The sequence below is a fragment of the Streptomyces venezuelae genome (assembly GCF_008642315.1).
GTDB lineage: Bacteria > Actinomycetota > Actinomycetes > Streptomycetales > Streptomycetaceae > Streptomyces > Streptomyces venezuelae_D.
In genome coordinates, this window is sequence record NZ_CP029192.1 from 7,129,723 (window position 1) to 7,145,075 (window position 15,353).

Below are 15,353 nucleotides of genomic sequence, written 5' to 3' on the forward strand. Positions count from 1 at the left end.
ACATCGGTCGGTTGTTCACGTCACTGAAACCCATTAGGTCTGACAAATTCAAGAGCCTGTGACATAAAAGTCTGACTTATTGTTCGCGGCGTGCTCCTCGTAGGCTTCCGTCATGACCGCACTGGCCCGAGGGCTGCACTCCCGCGTACTGGAAAGCCTCGGGCCCGCCATCACCGCGGGCGAGTACCCGCCGGGCAGCGTGTTGCGCACCGACGAGCTGGCCCAGCGCTTCGAGGTGTCCCGCTCCGTGATGCGGGAGGCCGTCCGGGTCCTCGAGTCCATGCACCTCGTCGCGTCCCGCCGCCGCGTGGGCGTCACCGTGCTGCCCGCCGAGGAGTGGAACGTCTACGACCCGCAGGTCATCCGGTGGCGGCTGGCCGGCGCCGACCGGCCGCGACAGCTGCGCTCCCTGACCGTCCTGCGGTCCGCCGTCGAGCCGGTCGCCGCCGGACTCGCCGCGCGGTACGCCACGGCGGCGCAGTGCGCGGAGCTCACCGAGTGCGCGCTCGGCATGGTCGCCCACTCCCGGGGACACCAGCTGGAGGGCTACCTCAAGCACGACGTCGCCTTCCACCGGGTGATCCTCAACGCGTCCGGCAACGAGATGTTCGCCCGGCTCGGGGACGTCGTCGCCGAGGTCCTGACGGGACGTACCGCGCATCAGGTGATGTTCGAGGACCCGGACCCGCCCGCCGTCACCCTGCACGTGCGGGTCGCCGAGGCGGTCAGGGAGGGCGACGCGGTCCGCGCGGAGGCCCTCACACGGGAGATCGCGCTCGGCGCCCTGGAGGAGCTGGACATCCTCGCGCCCTGAGGCACGGGGACCGTCCCCTGAGGTCGGGGGCGCGCCACGCGTCGGCGACAATGGGCGCCATGTCCCGACGCGCCCGCCGCCCCGCCGCCACGTCCTGCCCCTGCGGGCACCCCCAGCCGTACGACAAGTGCTGCGGAAGGCTCCACCGGGGCGAGAGCGCCGCGAGCACCCCCGAAGAGCTGATGCGCTCCCGCTACAGCGCCTTCGCCGTACAGGACGAGGGGTACCTGCTCCGCACCTGGCACCCCCGCACCCGGCCGCCCCGCGTCGAGTTCGACCCGGCGATGCGCTGGGTCGGCCTGGAGATCGAGGACACCACCGAGGGCTCGGCGTTCCACACCACCGCAACCGTGACGTTCCGGGCCCGGTACACCGACAGCGGCCGCCCGGACGCCCTGCACGAGAAGAGCAGGTTCGAGCGCGTGGACGGCTCGTGGCTGTACGTGGACGGCGACTTCATCGACTGAGCAAGGATCGGCCCGCGACCGGGACGTTCACAGCACGGCGGTCACAGCACGTCCCCGTACTCGCTGACGGCCCCTTCCGGAGCCAGCGCGTTGACGTAGTGGCCGGGCCCGTGGTCCTCGAAGGAGTACGTGAACGGGATCGTCCGCGTCAGCGCCAGACGCGCCGCGAAGAACGCGAGCGGCGCCACCACCGCGAGCCCCGCGAGGCTGTCCATCTGCGGATAGTGCAGGCCCGGGTCGTGCACCTCGGCCCAGCCGCCCGCCCGGGGCCCCCGCGCGAGCTCGGACAGCGAGCGCCCCGCGGCCCGCGCCCTGCGCCCCGCGTTGCGGCGCAGCTGCCCGCGGAGCAGGTCGCCCGGCAGCGAGACCGCGTCGATCGCCGTCTCCGCGGCGAGGGCCAGCGCCCCCTCCGGTACGCCGCGCGGCCTGCGGTAGTGGAACTCCCGGCCGAAGGGGGCGTAAGGGCCGACGGGCCGGGGCGGCAGCGCGGGCACGACGTCGCGGTCGAAGATGTAGCGCAGGAGCCGGTCGCGCAGGACGTGCTCGCCGCGGTGGTCGGTCGCCGCCGCGCACGCCTCGGCGAACTCGGGGCCGCCGAGCAGCGGCTGGCCGAAGGTGTAGACGGCCCGCAGACGTTCGGCGATGAGCCGGTATCGCTTCTCGTGGGTCAGGACCACGCCCATCAGCGCGGCCATCGCGCCGCCCAGGCTGTGCCCGGTGATGTACAGCGCCTCCATGCCGTCGCCGCGCACGCCCGTCTCCGAGGGGTCGACCGACTCGCCGCGCGCGGCCCGCTCCAGGGCCTGCATGATGAGGTGACGGGTGGCGCGCATGTTGCGGTAGAAACCGGCGTGGACCTGGTGGCGCGTGCCGGCCAGCTCCACGGAGAGTGTCTCGGGGCGCACGTCGGCATCGGTGAGGATGCTGATGATGTCCTCGGGCTGAGTGCCGCGGTAGCAGAGGATCACCACCCGCCGGTCCTTGTCCTGGATCAGATAGGCGGCCGATGCGATGTACATGGCGTCGACGCGCTGCTCGAAGACCCGGCAGCGGTTCTCCTCCAGACCGAGCCTCGACATGATCATCGCGACGGTGTCCGGGTCGCCCACCCGGCCGACCCCCGCGTACGCGTACGCCGCACAGGTCGCCATGGTGTGCGGGACGGGTCCCTCCGTCTCGGGCGGCCCCTTCTCCGCGGCGAGCCGGTCCACGAGATCCCGGTGGACGGGGAAGCCGCCGGGCCCGCCCGCGGTGGGCTCCTTGAGCGGGCGCAGATCGGCGAAGCGCGGTCCCCTGGCGAAGTCGTCCCGCATGGCGTCCCCCCACGGCGAGCGGTGGCCGCCCCCGCGACGAGCGGCGGCCGCACCGGACTTGCGAGCACACCACCGGCCCGGCGCACCGTCAACTCGGCGGCTCCCGCACGGCGGACACCCGACGGGACCCGGCCACCGTGCCCGCCCCGCACATGGGGCTGGTGGGAAGCGGAGATTCACACGGGGTGTGAACCGGCCGACCGGCCCGGCTCGGCGCACCCGGCGAACCGCCGCCCACGGGCCCAAACGCCCTGGCCCGCCCGCCTGTTCGACGCCCCGGGGCGGCCGCGCACATAGGCGGGAACCATCGCTGCGGCCGACCGGCGCCGCCAGTAGCGTCTGCCTGCCCCCTGTCCCGTACGCAGTGGAGTCCCGTACGCAGTCCCGCGCAGCCCAGCAGTGCGAAGGAAGAGGCGCCCGATGGCCGACACCGGACAGCACCAGCAGAGTTACGAGCGCTACATGGGCGGCAGCCCGGAAGCGGAGCGACGCCTCTTCGAGCGCCTGGCCAAGGAACTGATGAAGGTCCAGGAGAAGAACCGGCGCGCGGCACGGGCGGCCACACCCGAGCGCGCCCTGCACGCCAAGGCCGCACTCGGCGTGGAGAACGCACGCCTGCGCTTCCACGACGACCTGCCGGCCTCGCTGCGCGGCGGCTTCGCGCAGCCCGGCGCCGAGTACCCGGCGACCGTGCGGCTCTCCAACGCGAGCGGCATCCGCCAGGCCGACGGAGCGCCCGACCTGCGCGGCGCCGCCGTGCGCGTCACCGTCTCCGCCGAGGAGAGCCACGACCTGCTCGCCACCAACCACCCGGTCTCGCACGCCCGTGACGCCCGCGAGTTCGTCGCCTTCGCGAAGGCCATGGCGGGCGCCACGACCACGCTCCAGAAGGCCGTCGGGCTCTTCGTGAAGCTGCCGCTCGCCGTCGGCGTGGCCACCGCCACCCGTATGCGCCGCAACGTGCAGGCCGCCGCCCGGCACACCGTGAACAGCCTCGCCGCGGAGACGTACTGGAGCCGCAGCGCCATCCTGTGGGGCGAGGCCGGACCGGTCCGCTACCTGCTGCGGCCCTCCGGCGGCAGCGCCACCGCCACCCGCTCCGACCCCGAGCGCCGCGACCCGCAGTACCTGCGCCGCGAGCTCGAGACCCGGCTCGCCCGGCAGGACGTCACCTTCGACCTGTGCCTCCAGCGGTACGTCGACGAGCGGCGTACCCCCGTCGAGGACGGCTCCGTCGAATGGCTGGAGTCCGTGGCCCCCGCCGTGTCCGTGGCCACCCTCACCGTGCCGAGCCAGGACCTCGACACGGCGGAGGCCCGCGCCGCGGGCGGCCGCGTCGAAGTGACCGGCTTCAACCCGTGGTTCACCACGGACGAGTTCCGTCCGCTCGGCAACCTCAACCGCGCCCGCAAGTCCGCGTACGAGGCGAGCGCCGCACACCGCCACGGCCTGCGCTTCGTCACCGGCGAACCGCTGCGCAACACGGTCCTCGGCGTGCCCGTGGCCGCCGCCTTCCGGCTCCTGAACCGGTACGTGCCCTGGCACAAGCTGCCCGTCGAGGCGGGCCTGCTCAACCTCGTCTTCCTCCGCAAGGCGCTGCGCCGCCTCAACCTCGTCGACACCGACGTGCACGAGGCGCCGCCCAGGACGACGCGGGTGCCCGCGCCGGTCGACGAGCAGCTGCGCACCGCCCGGTCCTACGACGGAACGTACAACGACCTCTCGAAGCCCTCGATGGGAGCCGTGGGCGCCGCCTTCGGCCGCAACCTCAAGCCCGTCTACCGGCCCGACCTCTTCGACGTCCCGAACCCCGTCACCGTCAGCCGGCAGCTCCTGCACCGCGACACGTTCCTGCCCGCGACGTCACTGAACGTCCTCGCCGCCGCCTGGATCCAGTTCCAGGTCCACGACTGGGTCAACCACCGGCGGTACAAGCCCGGCGGCAAGTCCGTCGAGGTGCCGTTGCCGCCCGGCACCAGCTGGCACAACACCCCCGGCGGGCCCGCGGAGCACGTGATGCGCTTCGCCGACAACGAGGGCATCGAACTCCCCGGCGACCAGCCGCCCGTCCTCTTCGCCAACACCGCGTCGCACTGGTGGGACGGCTCCGAGGTGTACGGCGAGAACGAACACACCGCCCGGTTCCTGCGCGAGCCCGACGGCGGCGCCAAACTCCGTCTCGAAGAGGGCCACTTGCCGATCGCGCAGAACGGCGTCCCGCTCACCGGCTTCGCCGACAACTGGTGGCTCGGCCTCAGCGCCATGCACACGCTCTTCGCCCGCGAGCACAACGCGGTCTGCGACGCGCTGCGCCACGCCTACCCGTCGATGAGCCAGGAGAGCGTCTACCACACCGCCCGTCTCGTCGTCTCCGCACTCATCGCGAAGATCCACACGGTGGAGTGGACCCCGGCGATCCTCGCCACCGAGGCCATCGACATAGGCCTGCACACCAACTGGGACGGACCGCCCAACAGTTGGCTGAACAAGCTCGGCCTCTGGCTCCTGGAGGCCCACTCGCTGACCGGCATTCCCGCGACGCTGCCGGACCACCACAGCGCGCCGTACTCCCTGACGGAGGACTTCGTCACCGTCTACCGCATGCACCCGCTCATCCCCGACGACTACGAACTGCGCGAGCACCGCTTCGGGCAGCGCCTCGAAACCCTCGGGTTCAACGACATCCAGGGGCGCGCCGCCGAGGGCGCCATCCGCAAGACGGGCCTCGCCGACACGCTCTACTCCTTCGGCATCGCCCACCCCGGCGCGATCACCCTGCACAACTTCCCGCGCGCGCTCCAGCGGTTCGAGCGCGACGGCGAACTCATCGACCTGTCCGTCGTCGACCTCGTCCGCACCCGCAGGCGCGGCGTGCCCCGCTACAACGACTTCCGCGAGGGCCTGCACAAGCAGCGCATCCGCCGCTTCGAGGACCTGTCGCAGGACCCCGAGACGGTGGCCCGCCTCAAGGACGTCTACCGCTCCGTCGACGAGATCGACACCGTGGTCGGCCTGTTCGCCGAGAACCCGCCGCACGGATTCGGCTTCAGCGACACCGCGTTCCGCATCTTCATCCTGATGGCCACGCGGCGCCTGCAGAGCGACCGCTTCCTGACCGTCGACTTCCGCCCCGAGATCTACACGCCGCTCGGCATCGACTGGGTGCAGAAGGGCGGCATGAACTCGGTGCTGCTGCGCCACTGCCCGGAGCTCGCGGGCCTGCTCCCGCGCGGGGCGAGCGCGTTCGCACCGTGGCGACAGGTACAGCAGACGACCGACGGGGACGAGGGCGGACGTGCCGACGGCTGAGGCCGGACCGGGGGGCCGGGGCGAGCGCACCACCGGCCCCGGCCCCGGCCACCCCGGGCTCGGCGATCTCTTCGCCCGGCCCCTCCTGGAGACCGTCTGGCGGCGGCGTACGCACCGGGTGAGCCGCGGTGCCGCCGTGCCCGCCGGGTCGATGAGCTACCGGTCGCCGCACGAGCCGCGGCCGCTGTCCGAGCTGGAGGAGGCGGTGCTCGTCGCGCTGACGGGGTGCACCGGACTCACCATGCCGGACCGCCCCTTCGACGATCCGCGCGACGGCAAGCCCATCATGGCCAAGCCCAACATGACCATGGCGGGCCGGACCGCGGGCAGCCCCGACAACGCTCAGGGCACGCATTTCTTCCTGATCAACGACTCGGGCACGTACTTCCTGCGCCGGCTGCCCCCGGCCCCCTCCACGCCCCTCGACGCGACCGCCCTGGTGGAGCGGGCACGGCAGGCCAAGGTCCGCGTCCTCGACCACCGCCTGGACGTCGCCGATGGCATGCGCGACTTCCCGGCCTACCTCGACTCCAACCGCTTCCTGTCCAACTTGCCGGGAACCACCGTCCTGTTCCCCGTCGTGGACCTCTCCCACCAGTACATCAACGCCCTCATGTACCTGCTCACCCAGCCGGACGACGTCCGCCCCACCCTGGTCGACGACCGCAACTTCTACCGCCCGGCGGGTGTCAAGAAATGGGTCCGCAACGGGTTCCTGAACGGCGACATCAAGCTGCCGCTCGGCGCGCTCGGCCCGCTGCGCACCCAGATCGAGGCGGACCTGCTCCTGCAGAACCTGATGCTGACCGCCGAGGCGATGGGCCTCGGCGCGTGGATCCACGCCTCCATCAGCCCCCAGATCGCCCTGGGCGACCCCAAGTTCTCCCGCGCCTACGGCCGCATGCTGGGCTTCACCTTCGTCACCCCGCGCTGGCGCCTGCCGGACGTGTGGCGCTGGCACGTCCCGCTCCCCAAGTACGCCGACCTGCGCTCGCACCCCGTCGGCCTGAAGTCCCCGGAGGGCGAGCCGCTCATCGAGGCGGCGTGCCCGCCGGCGCACCGCACCATGGCGGCGGCGGTCGACGCGGTGATCCGCGCCAAGTTCGGCCCCGGCGGAACGTACGGCGACAAGGACGTCTTCTCCCGCATCTACAAGGAGGGGTACGGGCAGCGGTACCTCGCGGAGGCGAGCGAGTACGAGGACCGGGTCGTGGAGTGCGCGCGGGACATCTGCGCGTACATCCTGCGCACACACCGCCGCTTCCCCGCGCACACCGACGCGATCCACGTCCCCGGCGTCTGGCTCCAGGTCCACCACGTCGAGACCGACTACTACGACCGGTTCTTCGCCGACGGCCTGACGGACGCCCACCGCCGCCACGAAGCACTGTGGGACACGTGACACGCCGGTGCCGGGCCGTCACGCCAGCGGCGGGACCGTACAGGCGATCAGGGAGGGTCCGGGTTCCGCGAGCCCCCGCTTCAGGAGCGCCGCGAACTCCTCGGCCGTGGCCGCCCGTTCCGCCGGCACGCCCATCCCGCGCGCCAGCGCGACGAAGTCGAGGGGCGGCCCCGACAGGTCGAGGAGCCGCCGCGCCCGCTCCCCGCCCGCCACCGCCCCCACCGCTTCCAGCTCCAGGTTGAGGATCGCGTACGACCCGTTGTCGTAGACGACCGTCGTGACGTCGAGCCCCTCCCGCGCCTGCGTCCACAGCGCCTGCAGCGTGTACATCGACGCGCCGTCCCCGACCAGCGCCAGCACGGGCCGGTCGGGACAGGCGACCCCCGCGCCCACCGCGAGCGGCAGCCCCTGTCCCATGGCGCCGCCGGTCAGCGTCAGCCAGTCGTGCGGCGGCGCCCCCGCGGTCGCGCCCGGCAGCCACAGCCCCGAGGTGTTCGCCTCGTCGACGACGACGGCGCCCTCCGGCAGCAGCGCCCCGATCACCGCGGCCGCCGACTCGGCCGTCAGCTCACCGCTGGGCAGCGCGGGCCGTGCCGCCTGCGCCCGGACGCGCCGCGCGCCGGGCCCCACCACTTCGGCGAGCCCTTGGAGCGCTGCCGTCACGTCCTCGGCGCCCGCCGCGAGCGTGTGCACCGCGCAGCCCTGCGGCACCAGCGCGCCGCCCTGCCCGGGATACGCGAAGAAGGTCACCGGCGACGCGGCTCCGGCGAGCACCAGGTGCCGTACGCCCGCCAGCTGGCGCGTCGCACCGGCCGCCAGGTAGGCGAGCCGCTCGACGGCGGGTCGGCCCGCGCCCCGCTCCATGCGGGCGGGGAAGGTCTCGCAGAGCAGCTCGGCGCCGGTCGCCGCGGCGATCCGCCCCGCCGCCTCGAGACCGGCCCCGCGCACGGCGTCCCCGCCGAGCAGCAGGGCGGCGCCCTCACCGGACCGCAGCGCCCCGGCCGCGCCCGTCACGGCGTCCACGGAGACCAGGCCGTGCCGCGCCGGGGCGGGGCGCTGCGGTCCGGTGAGGGCGCCGCCCGCCTGCGACCAGGACACGTCGGCGGGCACGACCAGCGTCGCGACGGCGCCGGGCGGGCCGGTCGCCGCGGTGACGGCGGCGGCCACGTCACCGGCGAGTTCGGTGGCGTAGTAGGTGCGCCGCGTCCAGGCCGAGACGGTGCGGGCGAGCGCCCCGATGTCGGACTCCAGGGGCGCGTCGAGCCGCTTGTGGTGCAGGGCGTGGTCGCCCACGACGTTGACGACGGGGGTGGCGGCCCGGCGCGCGTTGTGCAGGTTGGGCAGGCCGCCCGCGAGGCCGGGGCCGAGGTGCAGGAGCGTGCACGCGGGGCGCCGTGTCATCCGTCCGTAGCCGTCGGCGGCGCCCGTGGCCACGCCCTCGAAGAGGCAGAGCACGGGCCGCAGTTCGGGCGTCTCGTCCAGGGCGGCCACGAAGTGCATCTCGGAGGTGCCGGGGTTGGCGAAGCACGCGCGGACGCCTCCGTCCACGAGTCCGTTGATCAGGATCTGCGCTCCGGTCGGCATGGCGGTCCGCCTCTGCTCGGTGGCGAGGGCGCGCGGTGGGCGACGGCGCCCGGCGCGTGGGGGAGGCCAGTCTTCACGGGGTCCGGGCCGTGGCGGCAGCCGGGATCCGGCCAGCCGGTGCGGGCGCGCCGGGCCCGAACCTGCGCCGGTAGCCGGACGGGCTGAGCCCCGTCTCGCGGCGCAGCCGGGCCCGCAGATTGGCGGCGGTGCCGAGGCCGCTGCGGTGCGCGACCACGTCGAGGCGTTCCTCGCCGCGCTCGATGAGTCGGCAGGCCAGCGCCACGCGCTCACCGGTCAGCCAGGCCAGCGGGGTCGTGCCGAGCTGGGCGCGGAAGCGGCGGTGCAGGGTGGCGGGACTGACCCCGGCGCGCGCGGCGAGACCGGTCACGGTCACGGGATCGCCGAGCCGCTCCTGCGCCCAGGCGAGGACCGGGGCGAGGGACTCGTCCGGCACCGCGGGGACGGGCCGTTCGATGAACTGCCGCTGCCCGCCGTCGCGGTGGGCGGCGAACACGAGCCGCCTGCTCACGGAGTTGGCGACCTCCGCCCCGAAGTCCTTGCGCACGATGTGCAGACCGAGGTCGAGGGCGGCCGCACTGCCCGCCGCGGTGAGGATGTCGCCGTCGTCCACGAACAGCACGTCGGGTTCGAGCTGCACGGCCGGAAACCGCTCACGGAAGGAGTCGGCCCACTGCCAGTGCGCGGTGGCCCGCCGCCCGTCGAGCACCCCGGCCTCGGCGAGCGTGAACGCCCCGCTGCAGAACCCCACCAGGCGGGCGCCCCGCGCGTGGGCGCGGCGGACGGCGTCGAGGACGGCGGGGCGGCGCGGCACGTCGGTGTCCGGCCGGTTGGGCACGATCAGGGTGTCCGCGCGGTCGGCGGCGTCGAGTCCGGCCACGCCGGTGAGCGTGAAGAAGCCGTCCCGCATCAGGGTGCCGGGGGTGGGCGAGCAGAGCGTGAAGTCGTACAGGTCGCGGCCGAGTTCGGGTCGGCGCAGGCCGAACACCTCCGTCGCGCAGCCGAGCTCGAAGGGGTTGGAGTTCTCGTCGACGATGACGACGACGCGGTGCGGAGGCCGCGCGGCGGGCGAGTGCGCGGCGGGCGAGTGTGGGGTGAACGGGTGCGGGGTGAACGGGTGCGGGGTGACCGGGTGCGAGGATCCTTGCGTCATGTGCGATTTCTAGCACTCGTGGCAGGGGCGGGCCACGTCGCAGGATCACTGCATGAACACCGAACCCATCGCTCTCGACCGGGCTTTCGCCTCCTTCGACGCCCTGTGGAGCCCTCGCATCGTCACCTCCGTCAACGACTACGACGTCCGCGTCACCAAGGTCGAGGGCGCACACATCTGGCACGTCCACGACGACACCGACGAGTTCTTCCTCGTGGTCGACGGGGAGCTGCACATCGATCTGCGCGAGCCCGCGGGGGAGCGCCGGGTCACCCTCCGGCAGGGCTCCGTCTTCACCGTCCCGCGCGGCGTCGAGCACCGGCCCCACGCCCCGGAGGGCGCCCGCATCCTCCTCTTCGAGCCCACCGGCACCCCGACGGTCGGCGACCGCCACGACGAGATCCCCGACCACGTGCACGCGACGACGGGACGCCTATTCAAATTTGACTAGACTGGGGCGCATGCCCGAGAAGATGATTCCGCTCCTCCCGTGCCGCACCGTCCAGCCGGTGGTCGACTTCTACACCGCCCTCGGCTTCGAGACGACCTTCTTCCAGAAGAGCCCCTATCCGTACGCCGTCGTCGAGCGCGGCCGCATCGAGCTGCAGTTCTTCGCCATGAAGGAGTACGACCCCCAGCAGTCCTACTCCGGGTGCTACGTCGTCACCGACGACGTCGAGACGCTGTACGCCGCCTTCCGTGCCGGGCTCAAGGCGGCGTACGGCAGGATCCCCTCCCGCGGCCTGCCCCGCATCGGCCCGCTCAAGGACATGTCGTACGGCATGCGGCAGTTCCTGATGACCGACCCCGGCGGCAACAGCATCCGCGTCGGGCAGCAGATCAGCGAGGACCAGTCGATGCGCCCCGTCCCCAAGGGGACCTTCGCGCGGGCCCTGCACATGGCCGACCTGTTCGTCGACTCCAAGGAGGACCTGCCCGGCGCCGCGAAGATCATCGACAGGGCCCTCGGTCTCACCGACGAGCGCCCGACCCCCGAGCAGGAGCTGCGCCTCCTGGTCCTGCGCGCCGACCTCGCCCGCCGCCTCGGCGACGACGGCCTTGCGGACCGGCTCCTGGCCCGCGCCGCAGCCGTTCCGCTCGCCGACGCGGAGCGGGAGTCCGCGCGGGACGCCCTGGCGCGCCTGGCCGAGCTGCGGGAATAGCGGCCGGCCCCCCTGGCGGACGTGGACAGGCACCCTCCGTATGAGAGCCGTCAAGACGGCCGAACGCGCCGTATGGAGGGTGTCAACGCCGGCCGTGGACGGCGAAAAGGGCGGTTACCTCTAACCGTCCGAGCAACTACTGCACCATCCACTTCCTTCAGGAGCTCACGATGGCCGACGTGGCCTTCGTCGTCACCACGCTCGCGGTCTTCGCGCTGGTGGCCCTCGTCGCCAAGGGGGTGACCAAGCTGTGACCGCCGAGAACATCGTCGGCCTCGTCGTGGCCGTCGCCCTCCTTGGCTATCTCGTCCTCGCCCTCGTCTTCCCGGAGAGGTTCTGAGTACGGATATGAGCCCCGTTCTTGCCGGTGTGCTCCAGCTGCTCGCCCTCGTGGCGGCGCTCGCCCTCGCATACCGACCGCTCGGCGACTACATGGCCCACGTCTACGGCTCGAAGAAGCACCTCCGTGCCGAGAAGTGGATCTACAGGGCCATCGGCGCCGACCCCGACACGGAGATGCGCTGGCCCGCGTACCTGCGCGGCGTCCTCGCCTTCTCCGCCGCCGGCGTCCTCTTTCTCTACCTGCTGCAGCGGCTCCAGGGCTCGCTGCCCGGCTCGCTGGGCTTCAAGTCCATCGATCCCGACCAGGCGTTCAACACCGCGGCGTCGTTCGTCGCGAACACCAACTGGCAGTCGTACTCCGGCGAACAGGCCATGGGCCACGTCGTGCAGACCGGCGGCCTCGCCGTGCAGAACTTCGTCTCCGCCGCCGTCGGCATCGCCGTCGCGGTGGCGCTGGTACGCGGCTTCGCACGGTCCCGCACGGGTGAGCTCGGCAACTTCTGGGCCGACCTCGTGCGCGGCACCGTCCGCATCCTGCTCCCGATCTCCGTGATCGGCGCGCTCGTCCTCGTCGCCTGCGGCGCCCTGCAGAACTTCTCCGGCATCCACGAGGTCGGGCAATTCCTGACTGGGCACAGCACGGGTGGCACGCAGCAGTGGAACGGCGGAGCCGTCGCCTCCCAGGAGGTCATCAAGGAGCTGGGCACCAACGGCGGCGGCTACTTCAACGCCAACTCCGCCCACCCCTTCGAGAACCCCAACGCGCTCTCGAACCTCTTCGAGATCTTCCTGATCCTGCTCATCCCGTTCGCGCTGACGCGGACCTTCGGCAGGATGGTCGGCTCCCTCCGGCAGGGCTACGCGATCCTCGCCACGATGGCGACGATCTGGCTCGGCTTCACCGCGCTGATGATGTGGACCGAGTTCCACCACGGCGGCCCGGCCTTCGACCTCGCGGGCGGGGCGATGGAGGGCAAGGAGAACCGGTTCGGCATCGCGGGGTCGTCGATCTTCTCCGTGGCCACCACGCTCACCTCCACCGGCGCGGTGAACTCCTTCCACTCCTCGTACACCGGCTTCGGCGGCGGCATCCAGATGCTGGGCATGCAGCTCGGCGAGATCGCGCCCGGCGGCACCGGATCCGGCCTCTACGGCATGCTCGTCATGGCGATCATCGCCGTGTTCATCGCCGGACTGATGGTCGGCCGCACCCCCGAGTACCTCGGCAAGAAGATCGGCACCCGCGAGATCAAGCTGGCCGCCTGCTACATCCTCGTCACCCCGGCGCTCGTCCTCGGCTTCACGGCCGTCGCGATGGCCCTGCCCACACCGGGCGACTCCATGACGAACACCGGCGCGCACGGCTTCTCCGAGATCCTCTACGCCTACACCTCCGGGGCCAACAACAACGGTTCCGCCTTCGCGGGCCTGAACGCCGACACGCAGTGGTTCAACAGCACGATCGGGCTCGCGATGCTGCTCGGCCGCTTCCTGCCGATGGTGTTCGTCCTCGCGCTCGCCGGATCGCTGGCCGAGCAGCAGCCCGTCCCCAGGACGGCGGGCACCCTGCGCACCGAGAAGCCGCTCTTCACCGGTCTATTGGTCGGCACGATCATGATCATCACCGGTCTGACCTATTTCCCCGCGCTCGCGCTGGGACCGCTTGCCGAGGGACTCGCAGCATGAGCACAGACACCAAGGTGGACGTCCCCACCGGCCACGAGCCCGCCGCCGGAGACTCCGGCAAGGTCGGCGCGGGCCTCTTCGACCCGGCCCAGCTCCTGAAGTCGCTGCCGGACGCCTTCCGCAAACTGAACCCGCGCGTGATGGTCAAGTCGCCCGTCATGTTCGTCGTCCTGATCGGCTCGGTGGTCACCACCGTGCTCGCGCTCAAGGACCCCGGGGACTGGTTCGGCTGGGCGATCACCGCCTGGCTCTGGCTGACCACGGTCTTCGCCAACCTCGCGGAGGCCGTCGCCGAGGGCCGCGGCAAGGCGCAGGCCGACACCCTGCGCAAGGCCAAGACCGACACCGTCGCCCGCCGCCTCACGGGCGCCGCCGAGGAGTCCGTGGCCGGCACCGAGCTGCGCATCGGCGACCTGGTCGTCTGCGAGGCCGGCGACATCATCCCCGGCGACGGTGACGTCGTCGAAGGCGTGGCCTCCGTCGACGAGTCCGCGATCACCGGCGAATCGGCCCCCGTCATCCGCGAGTCCGGCGGCGACCGCTCCGCCGTCACGGGCGGCACGAAGGTCCTCTCCGACCGCATCGTCATCAAGATCACGACGAAGCCGGGCGAGACGTTCATCGACCGCATGATCAACCTGGTCGAGGGCGCGGCCCGGCAGAAGACGCCCAACGAGATCGCCCTGAACATCCTCCTGGCGTCCCTCACCATCGTCTTCCTGCTCGCCGTCGTCACCCTCAAGCCCTTCGCGATCTACGCGGGCGCCGACGACCAGACCTCGCTGATCGTCCTCGCGGCGCTGCTCGTCTGTCTGATCCCGACGACCATCGGCGCCCTGCTCTCCGCGATCGGCATCGCGGGCATGGACCGCCTGGTCCAGCGCAACGTCCTCGCCATGTCGGGAAGGGCCGTCGAGGCCGCGGGCGACGTGTCGACGCTGCTCCTCGACAAGACGGGCACCATCACCCTCGGCAACCGCCGGGCCGCCGAGTTCCTGCCGGTGCGCGGCACGACCGCGGCCGAGGTCGCCGACGCCGCCCAGCTCTCCTCACTGGCCGACGAGACGCCCGAGGGCCGCTCCGTCGTCGTACTCGCCAAGGAGGAGTACGGCCTGCGCGAGCGCCACCAGGGCGAGCTGACCGGCGCCGAGTGGGTGCCGTTCACCGCGCAGACCCGCATGTCCGGCGTGGACGTCGACGGACGCAAGGTGCGCAAGGGCGCGACCGGTTCGGTCATCGCCTGGGTGAAGGAACGCGGTGGCGAGGTCGCCGAGGACGCACAGGAGCTGGGCGGCCGGATCTCGCAGGCCGGCGGCACACCGCTGCTCGTGGCTCTGGAGGACGCCGACGGCCCGCGCGTCCTCGGAGTGATCCACCTCAAGGACGTCGTCAAGGAAGGCATGCGGGAACGGTTCGACGAACTGCGCCGCATGGGCATCAAGACCGTCATGATCACGGGTGACAACCCGCTGACCGCCAAGGCCATCGCGGACGAGGCCGGCGTGGACGACTTCCTCGCCGAGGCCACGCCCGAGGACAAGATGGCGCTGATCAAGCGCGAGCAGGCGGGCGGCAAGCTGGTCGCGATGACGGGCGACGGCACCAACGACGCCCCCGCGCTCGCCCAGGCCGACGTCGGCGTCGCCATGAACACCGGCACCTCCGCCGCCAAGGAGGCCGGGAACATGGTCGACCTGGACTCCAACCCGACGAAACTCATCGAGATCGTCGAGATCGGCAAACAACTCCTCATCACCCGAGGGGCGTTGACGACCTTCTCGATCGCCAACGACGTCGCGAAGTACTTCGCGATCATCCCGGCGATGTTCGCGGTCGCCTATCCGTCGCTCGACAAGCTCAACATCATGAACCTGTCGTCGCCGGAGTCCGCGATCCTCTCCGCGGTCGTCTTCAACGCGCTGATCATCGTCGCGCTCGTGCCGCTCGCCCTCAAGGGTGTCCGGTACCGGCCGATGAGCGCCGACAAGATGCTGCGGCGCAACCTCGGCCTCTACGGCCTGGGCGGGCTCGTCGCCCCGTTCATCGGCATCAAGATCATCGACGTACTCATCTCCCTCATCCCCGGCATTGGGTGACGCAGC

The 15,353-nt window shown here is 72.0% G+C and carries 12 protein-coding genes; 9 read left to right on the forward strand and 3 right to left on the reverse strand.

Translation table 11 applies throughout. From position 1 onward, the window contains the following. The first annotated feature begins 112 nt into the window (after positions 1-112). The gene (locus DEJ48_RS31480) at positions 113-814 is read left to right on the forward strand and encodes a FadR/GntR family transcriptional regulator (RefSeq protein ID WP_150219563.1); all 702 of its coding nucleotides are present in this window, start codon (positions 113-115) and stop codon (positions 812-814) included. A gap of 59 nt (positions 815-873) precedes the next feature. Then, entirely contained in the window at positions 874-1,281 is a 408-nt protein-coding gene (locus tag DEJ48_RS31485; RefSeq protein ID WP_190537705.1) for a YchJ family protein, read from the forward strand. Positions 1,282-1,322: 41 nt separating this feature from the next. On the opposite strand, the gene DEJ48_RS31490 is transcribed toward DEJ48_RS31485, so the two are convergent. Beyond that, the gene (locus DEJ48_RS31490) at positions 1,323-2,594 is read right to left on the reverse strand and encodes a lipase family protein (protein ID WP_150219565.1); all 1,272 of its coding nucleotides are present in this window, start codon (positions 2,592-2,594) and stop codon (positions 1,323-1,325) included. A 420-nt stretch (positions 2,595-3,014) separates the two neighbouring features. Between DEJ48_RS31490 and DEJ48_RS31495 the strand changes: the two genes are divergently transcribed. Both DEJ48_RS31495 and DEJ48_RS31500 read left to right on the forward strand, forming a co-directional pair. Next, positions 3,015-5,903: a peroxidase family protein gene (locus DEJ48_RS31495; RefSeq protein WP_150219566.1), complete on the forward strand. Its 2,889-nt coding sequence runs from the start codon at positions 3,015-3,017 to the stop codon at positions 5,901-5,903. Beyond that, positions 5,890-7,305 (forward strand): hypothetical protein, encoded by a 1,416-nt coding sequence (locus tag DEJ48_RS31500; RefSeq protein ID WP_223832267.1) that lies wholly within the window; start codon positions 5,890-5,892, stop codon positions 7,303-7,305. Before DEJ48_RS31495 ends, DEJ48_RS31500 begins: the two co-directional genes overlap by 14 nt. A gap of 18 nt (positions 7,306-7,323) precedes the next feature. On the opposite strand, the gene DEJ48_RS31505 is transcribed toward DEJ48_RS31500, so the two are convergent. Next, the gene (locus DEJ48_RS31505; protein WP_150219567.1) at positions 7,324-8,889 is read right to left on the reverse strand and encodes an acetolactate synthase large subunit; all 1,566 of its coding nucleotides are present in this window, start codon (positions 8,887-8,889) and stop codon (positions 7,324-7,326) included. Between the two features lie 73 nt (positions 8,890-8,962). After that, positions 8,963-10,060, reverse strand: a complete 1,098-nt coding sequence (locus tag DEJ48_RS31510; protein ID WP_223832268.1) for a GlxA family transcriptional regulator — start codon at positions 10,058-10,060, stop codon at positions 8,963-8,965. Positions 10,061-10,112: 52 nt separating this feature from the next. Here DEJ48_RS31510 and DEJ48_RS31515 point away from each other — a divergent pair, with 52 nt between their 5' ends. From DEJ48_RS31515 to kdpB, 5 genes are all read left to right on the forward strand, one after another. Beyond that, a complete protein-coding gene (locus DEJ48_RS31515) occupies positions 10,113-10,511 on the forward strand; it encodes a cupin domain-containing protein (RefSeq protein ID WP_150219568.1) in 399 nt (132 codons plus the stop codon). Positions 10,512-10,521: 10 nt separating this feature from the next. Next, on the forward strand, positions 10,522-11,223 hold the full coding sequence (locus tag DEJ48_RS31520) for a bleomycin resistance protein (protein ID WP_150219569.1): 702 nt from the start codon (positions 10,522-10,524) through the stop codon (positions 11,221-11,223). Between the two features lie 250 nt (positions 11,224-11,473). After that, complete coding sequence (gene kdpF / locus DEJ48_RS31525) at positions 11,474-11,563, forward strand: K(+)-transporting ATPase subunit F (RefSeq protein ID WP_033264828.1); 90 nt, start codon at positions 11,474-11,476, stop codon at positions 11,561-11,563. Between the two features lie 8 nt (positions 11,564-11,571). Beyond that, positions 11,572-13,251, forward strand: coding sequence for a potassium-transporting ATPase subunit KdpA (gene kdpA, locus DEJ48_RS31530; RefSeq protein ID WP_150219570.1), 1,680 nt, complete (start codon positions 11,572-11,574; stop codon positions 13,249-13,251). Further along, complete coding sequence (kdpB, locus tag DEJ48_RS31535; RefSeq protein ID WP_150219571.1) at positions 13,248-15,347, forward strand: potassium-transporting ATPase subunit KdpB; 2,100 nt, start codon at positions 13,248-13,250, stop codon at positions 15,345-15,347. The genes kdpA and kdpB overlap by 4 nt, the downstream gene beginning before the upstream one ends. The last annotated feature ends 6 nt before the right edge of the window (positions 15,348-15,353 follow it).

Excerpts from the sequence above, each read along its gene's own strand:
- DEJ48_RS31480 (WP_150219563.1), top strand. The coding sequence starts at position 113 with ATGACCGCACTGGCCCGAGGGCTGCACTCCCGCGTACTGGAAAGCCTC.
- DEJ48_RS31485 (WP_190537705.1), top strand. The coding sequence starts at position 874 with ATGTCCCGACGCGCCCGCCGCCCCGCCGCCACGTCCTGCCCCTGCGGG.
- DEJ48_RS31490 (WP_150219565.1), bottom strand. The coding sequence starts at position 2,594 with ATGCGGGACGACTTCGCCAGGGGACCGCGCTTCGCCGATCTGCGCCCG.
- DEJ48_RS31495 (WP_150219566.1), top strand. The coding sequence starts at position 3,015 with ATGGCCGACACCGGACAGCACCAGCAGAGTTACGAGCGCTACATGGGC.
- DEJ48_RS31505 (WP_150219567.1), bottom strand. The coding sequence starts at position 8,889 with ATGCCGACCGGAGCGCAGATCCTGATCAACGGACTCGTGGACGGAGGC.
- DEJ48_RS31510 (WP_223832268.1), bottom strand. The coding sequence starts at position 10,060 with ATGACGCAAGGATCCTCGCACCCGGTCACCCCGCACCCGTTCACCCCG.
- DEJ48_RS31515 (WP_150219568.1), top strand. The coding sequence starts at position 10,113 with ATGAACACCGAACCCATCGCTCTCGACCGGGCTTTCGCCTCCTTCGAC.
- DEJ48_RS31520 (WP_150219569.1), top strand. The coding sequence starts at position 10,522 with ATGCCCGAGAAGATGATTCCGCTCCTCCCGTGCCGCACCGTCCAGCCG.
- kdpA (WP_150219570.1), top strand. The coding sequence starts at position 11,572 with ATGAGCCCCGTTCTTGCCGGTGTGCTCCAGCTGCTCGCCCTCGTGGCG.
- kdpB (WP_150219571.1), top strand. The coding sequence starts at position 13,248 with ATGAGCACAGACACCAAGGTGGACGTCCCCACCGGCCACGAGCCCGCC.